The sequence below is a fragment of the Psychromicrobium xiongbiense genome, assembly GCF_030271165.1.
Taxonomy (GTDB): Bacteria; Actinomycetota; Actinomycetes; order Actinomycetales; family Micrococcaceae; genus Renibacterium; species Renibacterium xiongbiense.
The window spans coordinates 34619-46905 of the sequence record NZ_JASSZH010000014.1; the positions used below are offsets into that span (position 1 = coordinate 34619).

General features: G+C 65.7%; 10 protein-coding genes. 7 read left to right on the forward strand and 3 right to left on the reverse strand.

Annotated features, from left to right (window positions below):
• Position 1: 1 nt before the first annotated feature.
• On the reverse strand, positions 2–1300 hold the full coding sequence (locus QQM37_RS05565; protein WP_285725744.1) for an ABC transporter substrate-binding protein: 1299 nt from the start codon (positions 1298–1300) through the stop codon (positions 2–4).
• 265 nt (positions 1301–1565) lie between these two features.
• Here QQM37_RS05565 and QQM37_RS05570 point away from each other — a divergent pair, with 265 nt between their 5' ends.
• Both QQM37_RS05570 and nadE read left to right on the forward strand, forming a co-directional pair.
• Positions 1566–2573, forward strand: a complete 1008-nt coding sequence (locus QQM37_RS05570; RefSeq protein ID WP_285725598.1) for a LacI family DNA-binding transcriptional regulator — start codon at positions 1566–1568, stop codon at positions 2571–2573.
• Positions 2574–2654: 81 nt separating this feature from the next.
• Positions 2655–3476, forward strand: a complete 822-nt coding sequence (gene nadE, locus QQM37_RS05575) for an ammonia-dependent NAD(+) synthetase (RefSeq protein WP_285725599.1) — start codon at positions 2655–2657, stop codon at positions 3474–3476.
• A 119-nt stretch (positions 3477–3595) separates the two neighbouring features.
• Here nadE and QQM37_RS05580 read toward each other — a convergent pair whose 3' ends face one another.
• Positions 3596–4756 carry an NADH:flavin oxidoreductase/NADH oxidase gene (locus QQM37_RS05580; protein ID WP_285725600.1) on the reverse strand — a complete coding sequence of 387 codons (1161 nt, stop codon included), beginning with the start codon at positions 4754–4756 and terminating at the stop codon, positions 3596–3598.
• Positions 4757–4827: 71 nt separating this feature from the next.
• Here QQM37_RS05580 and QQM37_RS05585 point away from each other — a divergent pair, with 71 nt between their 5' ends.
• Positions 4828–5631, forward strand: coding sequence for an exodeoxyribonuclease III (locus QQM37_RS05585; protein ID WP_285725601.1), 804 nt, complete (start codon positions 4828–4830; stop codon positions 5629–5631).
• A gap of 3 nt (positions 5632–5634) precedes the next feature.
• On the forward strand, positions 5635–6444 hold the full coding sequence (locus QQM37_RS05590; RefSeq protein ID WP_285725602.1) for a DUF8083 family protein: 810 nt from the start codon (positions 5635–5637) through the stop codon (positions 6442–6444).
• A 40-nt stretch (positions 6445–6484) separates the two neighbouring features.
• On the opposite strand, the gene QQM37_RS05595 is transcribed toward QQM37_RS05590, so the two are convergent.
• Positions 6485–7489, reverse strand: coding sequence for a Gfo/Idh/MocA family protein (locus QQM37_RS05595; RefSeq protein WP_285725603.1), 1005 nt, complete (start codon positions 7487–7489; stop codon positions 6485–6487).
• A 182-nt stretch (positions 7490–7671) separates the two neighbouring features.
• On the opposite strand from QQM37_RS05595, the gene QQM37_RS05600 reads away from it, so the two are divergent.
• From QQM37_RS05600 to QQM37_RS05610, 3 genes are read left to right on the forward strand one after another with little or no spacing between them, the layout of a single operon-like run.
• Entirely contained in the window at positions 7672–9036 is a 1365-nt protein-coding gene (locus QQM37_RS05600) for an ABC transporter substrate-binding protein (RefSeq protein WP_285725604.1), read from the forward strand.
• Positions 9037–9079: 43 nt separating this feature from the next.
• Positions 9080–11089: a Gfo/Idh/MocA family protein gene (locus tag QQM37_RS05605; RefSeq protein WP_285725606.1), complete on the forward strand. Its 2010-nt coding sequence runs from the start codon at positions 9080–9082 to the stop codon at positions 11087–11089.
• On the forward strand, positions 11086–12267 hold the full coding sequence (locus QQM37_RS05610) for an N-acetylglucosamine-6-phosphate deacetylase (RefSeq protein WP_285725607.1): 1182 nt from the start codon (positions 11086–11088) through the stop codon (positions 12265–12267). The genes QQM37_RS05605 and QQM37_RS05610 overlap by 4 nt, the downstream gene beginning before the upstream one ends.
• Positions 12268–12287 lie beyond the last annotated feature (20 nt).

Sequence of the window (12287 nt, forward strand, 5' to 3'; positions counted from 1 at the left end):
TCTAGCTTTTCCCCGCCCGGTCCTGAGATGCCTGCGACTTGGTCTGCGCATCTTTGAGTCGGCCTGCCAGTGCGGAATCGCTGACTCCGCCGCTGGAGAGTTCCGGCAGAGACTGGACGACGACGTTGGTCAGGGCGAGCTGGATGTCGCTCCAGGCACCGGTGAAGGGAGTGGCGTGCGACTTGGTCGCGGCATCGGTCACCGGGGCCAGCAGCGGGTTGGAGATCGATTTGAGTCCCTCTGCGTTGGCGGGCAGGTCACCGAAGATCTTGTTGTAGTTCAACTGCTCATCCTTGGAGGTGACAAGCTTGACGTAGGCGAAGGCCAGATCCTTGTTCTTGGAGTAATCGGCCACCACCAGGTTGTCACCGGAGAGGATGCTGGCAGCTTCCACACCGTTGGAGGGACGCGAGGCCTGTCCCGGAGCCACAGTCGGCATCAGTGCGAAAGCGTACTTGCCCGCGATGGCGGACTTGTCCAGGGAGTTCATGGCAGTGGCCGTGGTGATCGGGAAGATGCCCGTCTTGCCCTGGCCGAAGGCAGCCATGGCCTGGCTGTTGGTCCAGCCGATGGCGGCGGGGTCGACGACCTTGTCCTTGCTCAGCCAGCCGAAGTAGGTCTGGTAGGCCTTGGTCACGGCGGGGTCATCCAGGCTGACCTTGTTGCCGCTCACCAGCGGGTTGCCAGCCTCGGCGGACATGGCCCAGACGAACTTCCACGGGTCGAAGTTGTCCTTGTAGCCGACGGCCATGCCGTAGTTGCCGTTTCCGGTGAGCTTCTTGGCCTGGTCCAGCAGACCGTCCCAGGTGCTGGCTGGCTTGTCCAGGCCTGCGGCCTTGAAGAGCTCCGTGTTGTACGCCATGACGAAGGGGCGGCTGCTGAACGGAATGCCGATCTGGTTCTTGTCGTCCGGGCCGGAGATGCCCAGGGCTGCCGGGTTGAAGCGATCCTTGCCGCCCACCTTGGCCCATTCGGCATCTCCCATTTTGACGAAAGCGCCGGTGGAGTAAGCCGTGGGGGTGAAGGTGGTGCCGAGGCCGTAGACGTCGGGCCCTTCGTTGGCCACGACCGAGGTCTGGATCTTGGTCAGCTCATCATTGGCGCTGGCGAAGGTCTCGAACTTGAGGTCGGCGCCGGTCTGCGCCTTGAACTTGGCGTCGATATCTGCCATCCAGGTCTTCTGCTGTTCGGGATATGCGGTGTTCACACCGACCAGAACATCAAGGGTCTTCCCCTTGCCATCCACGGTGCCGTTGTCGCTGCTGGTGCCTGAGCCGCCGCCACAGGCGGTCAACATCATCGCTGCTGCGGCCGCGGTGACAGTCAATGCTGCCAGGGCCTTCAGTGGTGTCCTTTTCACAGTCACTCCATTGTTCTGCGGGGTTCTTGGTGCGGGGATCTCCCCGCTGGCTGAAGCCCATGTGGCGTACACCACATTGACCCCTCCGATGCTCGAGTTTACGAAGCGGCAACAAGTTGCAGCAACCGTTTGCCAAAAATTGCCACAGGGTCTTCACTGGTAACTACAGGGTTCAAGATTCTTCAAGGGAGAAGGAAAGCTGACCATGGCCCCCACCCATCAACCAGTGACCATCAAGGACGTCGCTGCGGCAGCGGGAGTTGCCGTTTCCACGGTTTCCCGGGCGCTAAGCCGCCCCGACCGGGTCAACCCGCACACCCGGGAACGGATTGAGCGCATTGCCGCAGAGCTGAACTACGTGCCCAGCAGCCAGGCGCGGGCGCTGAGCTCCGGGCGGACCGGCGCCGTGGCACTGCTGGTTCCCGACGTGACCAACCCGTTCTACTTCGACATCATCCGCGGCACCCAGCACCAGCTCAAAGCCGTCGGCTACACCCAGCTCCTGGTGGATACCGAGGAATCAGCCGATGTGGAATCGGAGACCCTGAACCGGCTCCGCCGCACCTGTGACGGCGTCGTCCTGGTCGCCTCCCGGTTGAGCGACGCTGCCATCGATGAGGCGGCCAGCACGCTGCCCATCGTGACGATCAACCGGGGCATTCCGGGCGTGCCGACGGTCATCATCGACACCCCGGATTCCATGGGGCAGGCCCTGGAGCATCTGGCCTCGCTGGGGCATCAGCACGTCGCCTATGCCTCCGGCCCGATGAGCTCCTGGTCCAATGTGCGCAGGCTCCGGGCGGTGGAAGAGCATGCGGAGCGGCTCGGCCTCACCCTGAGCCGGCTGGGACCGTTCGCCCCCAAGACCACCTCGGGTGCCGCCGCGGCCGATGCCGTTCTCCACTCGGGAGCCAGCGCCGCCCTGGCCTTCAACGATCTGATCGCCATCGGCATGCTGCAACGGTTCGCGGCACGTGGAGTACAGGTGCCACAGGATCTGAGCCTGATTGGCTGCGATGACGTCTTCGGGGCGGATTTCTGCAATCCCCCGCTGACCACCATCACCGCACCCACGGAGCAGGCAGGGCGGGTGGCCATCTCCATGCTGCTGGGCCGCGTGGCGCCAGGCCCGGGCCGGAGCACCCGGGATGTCTCGGTGCTGCCCACGCATCTGACCGTGCGGGATTCGACGGGGCAGCGTTCCGGAGTCTGATTCGGGCCCAGTTGTGGTGCTGGGGCTTGTGGTGCCCGGATGCGTAACCGAGCGGAAACCTGCGGGTAGTACGCTGTCGATATGCGCGAACTCCAGGCAGCCATCATTGAGGAAATGGGCGTCCAGCCCCAGATCAACCCGGCCGAGGAGGTGGCCCGCCGCGTCGATTTCCTGGCCCGGTACGCCCTGGCGACCGGCAGCCGGGGCTTCGTCCTCGGCATCTCCGGCGGGCTGGACTCCTCCCTGGCGGGACGATTGGGCCAGCTGGCGGCCGAGAAACTGCGTGCCGAGGGGCATGAGGCCAACTTCACCGCCGTCCGGCTTCCCTACAACGTCCAGCAGGATGAGGAGGACGCGCAGGCAGCCCTGGCCTTCATCCAGCCGGACCGCTCCTGGGCCTTCAATATTGCTCCCGGGGTGGACGGCATCGAGGCCCAGTACGAGGCGACCACCGGGGAAAAGCTCAGCGATTTCAGCAAGGGCAATATCAAGGCCCGCACCCGCATGGTGGCCCAGTACGCTCTGGCCGGCGAGCACCGCCTGCTCGTGATCGGCACCGACCACGCGGCGGAATCGGTGACCGGATTTTTCACCAAATTCGGCGATGGCGGTGCGGACGTTCTGCCGCTGTTCACGCTCAATAAGCGCCAGAACCGGGCCCTGTTGAAGTACCTGGGCGCGGCCGAGTCGATCTATACCAAGCTACCCACGGCGGACCTGCTCGATGGTGTCCCGGGCCGGGTCGATGAGGACGAGCTGGGTCTGAGCTACGAGACCATCGACGACTACCTCGAGGGCAAAGAGGTGTCGGAAGCGGAGGCTGAAGCCATCGAGAAGCGCTTCCTGTCCACCCGCCACAAGCGTGCTGTTCCGGTGTCGCTGCTGGACACCTGGTGGTTCTGAGCGTCTGGCTCTTTCTTCCGGCTCTTGAGCGGCTCACCTGCCGTCAGATGATGCGGGTTGGCGGGTAGCTAAGTCGCATCATGTGACGGCGGGTCATAAGTCTGACAAACAACGCACCTTTACCAGGCGGCGCGCCAGTACTGCGGGGCGAACGGGGTTTTCTCCAGCGGCTCGCCCAGATCCCGAGCGGCAAGCGCGGGCCAGTTCGGCTCCTTCAGCGCCGCCCGGGCCACCGAAACGCCGTCTGCCTGTCCACCCACCAGGATCTGCTCCGCCTGCTCCGCCGTGGTGATCATGCCCACGGAGGAGACGAAGGAGTCGTACGCCACACCACGCTCGATGGCGTCAGCCTGCAGTGCCTCGCGGACAGAGCTGGCCAGGGCGATCTGGTAGCCGGGGCCGGTCGGGCCCAGGTAGGCGCCGATGCCGCCACTGGAGAGATCGAAAACGCTCACGCCCAGGGCACGCAGTTCCACGGCCAGTCGAGAGGTCTCCTCAATGGTCCAGCCACCCTCCACCCAGTCGGAGCCGGAGAAGCGCACGCCCAGCGGTTTCTCCGCAGGCCAGGCGGCGCGTACAGCCTGCACCACCTCGCGCAGGTACCGCGTCCGCCCCTCGAAGCTTCCGCCGTAGGAGTCGGTGCGCGTGTTGGTCAACGGAGAGAGGAACTGATGGATCAAGTAGCCATGTGCTGCGTGGATCTGCACCAGGTCAAAGCCGGCCTCATCGGCGCGACGGGTTGCCGCCGCCCAGGCCTCCACGGATTCGGCAATCTCTTCCACGGTCATTTCCCGCGGTTCCGCCAGCCCGTGGGCGTCGGTAACCGAGGGCGCGACGGTCTGCCAGCCGCCATCGTCCACCGGAATCGAACCGGTCAGCCCCTGGGCGACAAATCGTGCCAGCCAGCCATAGGTGGAGGCCTTGGCGCCGGCGTGGGCCAGCTGCACGCCGGCAGCTGCACCCTGGGATTTGATGAATGCGGTGACCGGCTTCCAGGCCTCCACCTGCGCCTCATTCCACAGGCCCACGTCCAGCGGAGAAATGCGCCCCTCGGGAACCACGGCGGTCGCCTCGGCGATCACCAGGCCGAATCCGCCAGCCGCGCGGGCACCCAGGTGGACGTGGTGCCAGGGGGTCGGGACGCCATCGTGCGCATCAACGGAATACATACACATGGGGGCGAGGACGGTCCGGTTGCGCAGCGTGAGCTGGCCGGACGGGGCGGACAGGACGGCTTCAGTGAAAAGTTGGCTCACGTGCAGGGCTAACCGGTGAACCATGGTGAGTATTCCGGGACGCTTTCTTTCTGGAGGCTCGCCAGGCTGTCGGCCCCGCTTGGTAAGTTGGAGACGTGAAAATCGCAACGTGGAATGTGAACTCGCTCAGGGCCCGCGCGGACCGGGTGGAAGAGTGGCTGCGGCGTACTGACGTCGATGTCCTCGCCATCCAGGAGACCAAGTGCAAGGACGAGAACTTCCCGTGGGATCTGTTCGAAAACAACGGCTATGAAGTGGCGCACTTCGGCTTCAGCCAGTGGAACGGTGTGGCGTTGGCGTCCCGGATGGGGCTCGATGACGTGGAGCGTACCTTCGCGGGCCAGCCGCTGTTCGGGAAGGTTCCTGGCGAGGAGGTCCAGGAGGCCCGCGCCATCGCCGCCACCTGTGCGGGCGTGCGGGTCTGGAGCCTTTACGTACCCAACGGTCGCGCCCTCGATGACCCCCATATGCCCTACAAACTGGAATGGCTCCGCGCGCTCAAGGAGGATGCCCAGGGGTGGCTGGCGGCGGATCCTCAGGCGCAGATCGCCCTGGTGGGCGACTGGAACATTGCGCCACAGGACGATGACGTCTGGGACCTGCAGTACTTTCTCGACGAGGGGCTGACCCATGTCAGTGCCCCGGAGCGTGCGGCATTCTATGCCTTTGAGGAGATCGGCTTCAGCGATGTGGTGCGCCCGGAGCATCCCGGGCCGGGCGTCTATACCTACTGGGATTACAAGCAACTGCGTTTCCCCAAAAAAGAGGGCATGCGCATCGACTTCGTGATGGCCTCCCCCGCGCTGGCGGTGCGCGTGACCCATACCGAGATCGATCGCGAGGAGCGCAAGGGGAAGGGCGCTTCCGACCACGCTCCGGTGGTCGTGGAACTGGGCTGACGGATGGCTGTTGAGCTGTACCTGGGCCGCAGTTCACTGCCCTATCTCTCCTCGCTACGGTTGTACCTGCCGCTGGAGGATTTCGCTCCGGAGGTGCAGGGCGAGTTGCTCCGGCTCACCACGCCAGAATCGCCGCGGATCGAAACGGAACTGGAGGAGCTGACCGATGCTCTGCGTCGGCTGCCCGGAACACTGCCCTACCGCGAATTCGTCCGCACCTTCCGCGCCGGAAGCGAGCATCTGCTGCTCTACAACCCTTCGCAATCATCGCTGCGCACTCAGCAGGCGCTCAAAAGGCTGGGCTCCAGCGGTTCGCGGGGCTTGGCGGAGATGGTGATCGGGGAGGCTGTGGTTGCCTCTGCCACGGCGTCTGAGGAGGATTCAGAAGCCCTGACCCGAACCTCGGCCTGGGGCGTGCCGTTCAGCTGGTTTGTCCTGTTTTCCTCCGGAGCCCGCGTGGAGGAAACCTGGGCCGATGATCAGCTGATCTCCGCGCGGGCGCTGACAGCCTGGGCCGATGCGCGGACCCGGCTGACCTCCGCCATCGAGCTGCTGAGCAGAACCGATCCGGAGTGGGATCTACTGGACGAGCTCACCAGCCTCTCGCGCTGGATGGATCAGGGTCATGAGGGGGCCGCCGTCGAGCTGGATTACGGTGCCATTGCGACCTTGGTCTGGCCGGATGAATCACCACTGGATGTGCAGCTGGGGCTCGAGGCGATTGCCGAAGGGGATCTGACGACGGCGGCAGCCGCCTACCGCAGGCTGGCCACCCGCTGGATTCCCGTCCGCCAACACGGCTCCGCCAGCTGACAGACCACCAGGCCCCACCGAGCCTGCGAGGGAGGGGACGTCAGGCACGCCAGGGGAAGGGGAGCCCCTCGTGCTGGGCGCTGCTCTGCCCACTCAACGCCACCCGGGTGGCCAGCAGGGACTCCGCCGTTCCGATCAACGGTTCCCTTCCGGCGATGAAGGATTCCAGCGTGGTGCGCGCCGGCCCCTGCCGGGCGCCCAGCTCCAGCTCCCGCGGCCCTTCCGTCTGGGTGGTCAGCACGGCTCGCCCGGTCCCCCAGTTCAGATCCAGGGTTCCCTCCGTTCCGGTGAAAAACATCCGGTACTCCCCGGCCGATGCCGCCCCACCAGGCACCAGCCAGGAGGCCTCCAGGGAGGCGATCACCTGGCCCGCCCGCAGCAACACCGTTCCGTAGTCGTCAAAGCCATCCGGAGCCGCCACCGAGCGCCCGGTCAATGCACTGACGGTTCCTTCACCGGCCTCGGAGAACCAGAGCGCCAGGTCGATGTCGTGAATGGGCAGGTCTCCGATCAGCCCGCCGTAGCTGGCAGGATCTGTGAACCAGGCCGGGCGGGCCGCCGGGTCGAGGCGGTGTGGCGCTGTGGCGGCAATCGAGACTAGCTGCCCGATCTGCCCGCTGCGAACAGCCTCCCAGGCCGCCTGCGTCTCCGGATAAAAGCGCTTCTCCAGCAGTAAGGATGCCGTCTTCCCGCTCGCCCGAGCCGCCGCCTCGATCTGGTCGGCCTCGGCGAGTGAGAGGCACAGTGGTTTATCCGCTAGCACATGGGCGCCGTGGTTGAGCGCCGTGACGGCAGCGGCCGCCCGTTCGCTGTACACGCCAGCCAGGAAGACCAGATCCGGCGAATGCTCCGCCAATAACTCGTCCAGGGAGGTGTACAGCGGTACCTGCCGCTGTAGCGCAACCTCCCGCACTCGCTCGGGGTCGCTGTCCCCCACGGCCACCAGAATCAGAGCAGACAGCGAATCGAGCTCCCTCAGAAGATAGTCGGCATGCGAGTGGGCTGCCCCGAACAAGGCGACCGTCAAGGAGTCAGAAGAAGTCACCCTGCCAGATAAACATGCAATGGGTTGCAGGTCAACCCCTTATTTTCAGGGTTTCAAATCACTAGAATGCGATCATTCATGCAATCGGTTGCATGAATGATCGCTACGGTTTACAGTGATCTCACCCGCATCCGTGGTGCAACTCACATCGCAAAGAAGCGATCCGCACAGTTCGAGGAGCCATGATGATTCATCCCTCCCGCAAAGCCTTCCTCACCCTCAGCGGCACAGCCCTGGCCGCTTTCGCCACAGCCGCCTGTGGTGCGCCGGCCACAACACCCACCGCCTCTGCCGGAGCATCGGTGGACGGCAAAGGCAAAACGTTGAGCGTTCTACTCAGCGTCAACGCCACCTACCCGGACCAGCAGAAGCAATGGATGGCCGCGCTCAGCGCCACGTTCAAGGCGCAGACCGGGGCAGATCTGACCTTTGAAACCTTCGCCAGCGGCGCTGAAGAGCTGACCAAAATCCAGACCTCCGTAGTCGCAGGCCGCGGCCCCGATGTCTATGGTCTCGGCACCACCTTCACCCCCACCGCCTACGCCACCGGGGCCTTCATGAAGCTCACCGACGCCGACTGGGCCGCCATCGGGGGCAAGAACCGCTTCAATCCAGCCGCCCTGGGCATCTCCGGCCCGGACGATAAGAACCTGATCGGCATCCCGTATACCCGGCCACCGCTGGTCATGGCCTACAACACTGAACTGCTCAAAAGTGCAGGCATCGACGCCCCTGCCACCAGCTGGAACGGTCTGCGCGATCAGGCCAAGAAATCCATGGCCACCACGCCTGGCACTTTCGGCCTCTCGATTGGCTACAAGGACGGCTATGACCCCTGGAAATACGTCTGGGGCCTTGCCATCCAGACGGGGAACACCCTGGTTAACGGCAGCAAGGCCACCATCAATGATCCGGTGGTCAAAAAGGCCTACGAAACCTATTTCGGCTGGTACGGAACGGACAAGATTGTGGATCCTGCCGCCGCTGGCTGGACCAACCCGCAAGCACTTGCCGCCTTCAGCCAGGGCAAAACCGCCTTCCTGCCGATGACGACATCGCGCTCCATGCCGACGCTGGATGCCTCACCGGTGGCAGGGAAGTATGCCTTTGCGGTCATGCCCACCACGGTGGACGGCACCACCCCCTCCGGCGCCGTGGCGGCATCGGGCATTCTGGCGGGGGACAATCTGGTGATCGCCGACTACTCCAGCGTGAAAGACCTGGCGTTGGCCTTCGTCAATCTGGCCACCTCCAAGGAGGAACAGCTGACGTACACCAAGACCTTCGGCGACCTCCCGGCCAACGTCGAGGCGCTCAAGGCACTGGCGGATCCACGCTTGGCCCCGATGGCGCAGGCCGCCAGCCAGGCGCACGCCACACCCTTCACCGGTGCGTGGAGTGATATCCAGCTGGCCCTGATGAACGTCGTGGTGCAGTCGCTGCCGGAACTCAGCTCGGGCGGCGTCCGCTCGTCCTCGCTGGATAAGTTGCTCGCGGACGCTCAGCAGAAATCCCAGAGCTCACTCGACCGCGTACCCAAGGGTTGAGCCCGATCTCCAGTACCCGAAAGACCCCCAGAAAGGTTCCTCGATGACTGACCTCCCCGATCCCGCGGCCGATGCACGGCTCCCCACCGCACCGCTGCCCGTAGCTTTGGTCGGCTGCGGGATCATCGGCACGGTCCATGCCCGCGCCATCGCCGCGGACCCGGCCCTCAGACTGGTCGCCCTGATCGACAGTGACATCCAGCAGGCACGGCGGCTGGCCCAGACCCTCGCCACGAGTCCGGCGGTCACCACGAGTCCGGCGCTCCCCACGGATCAGACGCTCGATGCCGAGCTGCCGGTGTTCGCCTCGCTCGCCGAGGCTGCGGCGGCGGAGGCCGCCGGGGAGCTGAGCTTCGAGGCCGTGGGGATCGCCACGCCCAGCGGCTCGCATACGGCAGAAGCGACTGCCGCCCTTCATCTCGGCAAACACGTCCTGGTGGAGAAGCCCCTGGACACGCATCCACGCAAGATCCGGGCCTTCCTGGAGGATGCGGAGCGGGCACGCCAGCGCGGGCTCACCGTCGCTGTGGTCAGCCAGCTCCGCCTCGAGGATGCCATCCTGAGAATCAAAGACGCCTTCACAGAGGTGGGCAGTCCTTTGCCCTCCGGGCCTTTTGTTTCCGGGGTGGCGCTCAGCCCGGTCTGGCGGGATCAGGCCTATTACGATTCGGCGGACTGGCGCGGTACCTGGGCGCTCGATGGCGGCGGGGCAGTGATGAACCAGGGTATCCACCTAGTCGATCTGCTGCTGTATTTCCTGGGGAAGCCGCAGGAAATCTACGCACGGACCGGCCTTTTCGCCCATCACGGGATCGAGGTAGAGGACTCGGCCGTGGCCACCCTGGTCTTCGAATCCGGAGCACTCGCCGTGGTGCATGCCAGCACCTCCGCAGCGCCCGGGCTGCCCACCCAGCTTCAGTTGCTCGGACCACGCGGATCCGCCGTCGTGCTGGGCAGCAGCGCCGGGACAGAACTGCAGTTCCTGCATCGGGTGGGGGGCTCAGCGGATACAGTTTCGCAGAGCGACGTCACACCGGGCACCACCGGGGTTGCGACCCTCGGTCCCAGCGGTCATGGCCGCCAGTATCGCGACTTTGCCCGGGCCGTGCGTACCGGAACGGCCCCCTCCACCCCTGTCGAGGAGGGAGCACGCGCGGCACTGACCATCTATGCCATGTACTGCTCGGCAGCACTGGGCAGGCCGGTGCTGCTGGCCGATGTCGAAGCTGGTCTCTACGACGAGACGGATCTGACCGCGCACTCCACGCCAGACATCCCGCCGACCACTCTGGTCTTCCGCGACCACGAGCAACTCGGCCAGCGCGCCGCCGAGCAGGCCGCCCGCGCGCTGCGTACCGCACTGGCGACGCGCGGTTCGGCCCGGCTCATGCTGGCCGCCGCTCCCAGCCAGGGGCCAGTGCTGGCCGCTCTGGCGAGGCAGCCAGGGATCGACTGGTCCGCCATCGACTGTTTCCATATGGATGACTACTTGGGGCTCGATGCCGCCGCGCCGCAAGGCTTCGGCAACTGGCTGGAGCACCACTTCTTCCAGTCACTCCCCCCCGGTGCCGGAGCAAGGTTCCACAGGATCCCGACCGAAGGCGATCCGCTGGTAGCCGCCCGGCACTACGCTGAGCAGATGGGAACTGACCCTTTTGATGTCGTACTGCTCGGAATCGGCGTCAACGGGCACCTCGCCTTCAACGACCCGCCCGCGCTCTTCACCGATGCGCAGGCTGCTCGCGTGGTGACGCTGGATGGGCGCAGCGTGGCTCAGCAGGTGGCGGAAGGTCACTTCCCCGAGGCCTCGGCTGTTCCGCAGGAAGCGATCACCGTCACGATCCCCCGCCTGCTGAACGCGGAGACGCTCATCTGTTCCGTTCTGGGCACCGAGAAAAGTCAGGCCGTCGCGGATACTTTCGCACAGGGCATCGGCGGGGCGCACCCTTCCACAGCACTGCGAACCCACCCCCGGGTGACCCTCTACCTCGACGAGGGCGCCGCTGCACTGCTTCCCGACAGCGTGCGGCCGGATGCATCCCGCGCATCATGAGCGCTGCGGATCAACCGGTCCACGTGCTCCGTGGCCGCTCTCCGGTGACCGGTCAGGTCCTGGAGGTCAGCTATACGAGGGAGGGCATCCTCGCAGTGCTGCCGGTGGCCGAGCAGCTGCCGGTGCAGCCCCGGGACCCTGAGCTGCCACTGATCTCCAGCGGCCTGATCGATCTGCAGGTCAACGGCTGTTTTGGCATCGACCTCAACGGTGACGATCTACGGGTTGCGGACGTCATCGACCTCGGCGCCAGGCTGGCCCGGCTCGGCGTCACCACCTGGTTGCCCACTCTGGTCACGGCTCCGGAAGCCGCGATTTCGCGCGCGCTCGCCACCATCGAAGAGGCCCGGCAGCGCGATCCGGACACCGGAGCCGCGATTCCCTGTGTCCACGTGGAAGGACCGTTCATCTCCGCGCGGGAGGGGTTCCGCGGCGTCCATGACCCCGCCCAGATCCGCCCGCTCGATGCCGCCGAGGTGCTGCGCTGGCAGGCGGCGGGTGCGCCGATAGGGCTGGTGACGGTTTCCCCGCATACCGAGGACGCACCGGAACAGATCCGTCGGATCGTCGCCGCCGGAATCAGCGTCGCGTTGGGTCATACGCATGCCAGCCCCGAGCAGTTGCGCGCCGCGGTCAATGCTGGGGCCACGCTCTCCACCCATCTGGGCAATGGGCTGCCGACTCTGCTCCCCCGGCATCCGAACGCCATCTGGACTCAACTCGCGGAGGACCGGCTCAGCTGCGGGTTGATCGCCGACGGTCACCACCTGCCCTGGGACACTCTGGAGGTCATGCTGAGCGCCAAGGGCAGCGACGGTGCCTTCCTGGTCTCCGATGCCACCGCCATCGCCGGTCTGCCGCCGGGCCATTACACGACGGCAGTGGGTGGCCAGGTGGAGCTGGACGAGGCGGGGCGGCTCTCCTATTCCGGCACCGAGCTGCTGGCAGGCTCCGCCGCAACGCTGCCAGCTGGCCTTCGGCTTCTGCTCCGGCACACCTCGCGCTCCCTGGCGCAGGCACTGCAGTTGACGGTGGGGACTCCGGGACGGATCGCGGACCGCTGGAAGCCCGGCGCCGGGCGACTCGAGGCGGGCGCTCCCGCTGATCTGGTACTGCTCAGCGCGGAGGGTGAGGTGCTGCAGGTGGTGGCGAACGGCACTGACCTGGGGGCGGCCTGAGCCGTCCCCGCAGGCTCATC

What these genes read in the sequence shown, in the direction of transcription:
- QQM37_RS05565 (WP_285725744.1), bottom strand. Translation starts at nt 1,300, where the DNA reads ATGATGTTGACCGCCTGTGGCGGCGGCTCAGGCACCAGCAGCGACAAC.
- QQM37_RS05570 (WP_285725598.1), top strand. Translation starts at nt 1,566, where the DNA reads ATGGCCCCCACCCATCAACCAGTGACCATCAAGGACGTCGCTGCGGCA.
- nadE (WP_285725599.1), top strand. Translation starts at nt 2,655, where the DNA reads ATGCGCGAACTCCAGGCAGCCATCATTGAGGAAATGGGCGTCCAGCCC.
- QQM37_RS05580 (WP_285725600.1), bottom strand. Translation starts at nt 4,756, where the DNA reads ATGGTTCACCGGTTAGCCCTGCACGTGAGCCAACTTTTCACTGAAGCC.
- QQM37_RS05590 (WP_285725602.1), top strand. Translation starts at nt 5,635, where the DNA reads ATGGCTGTTGAGCTGTACCTGGGCCGCAGTTCACTGCCCTATCTCTCC.
- QQM37_RS05600 (WP_285725604.1), top strand. Translation starts at nt 7,672, where the DNA reads ATGATGATTCATCCCTCCCGCAAAGCCTTCCTCACCCTCAGCGGCACA.
- QQM37_RS05605 (WP_285725606.1), top strand. Translation starts at nt 9,080, where the DNA reads ATGACTGACCTCCCCGATCCCGCGGCCGATGCACGGCTCCCCACCGCA.
- QQM37_RS05610 (WP_285725607.1), top strand. Translation starts at nt 11,086, where the DNA reads ATGAGCGCTGCGGATCAACCGGTCCACGTGCTCCGTGGCCGCTCTCCG.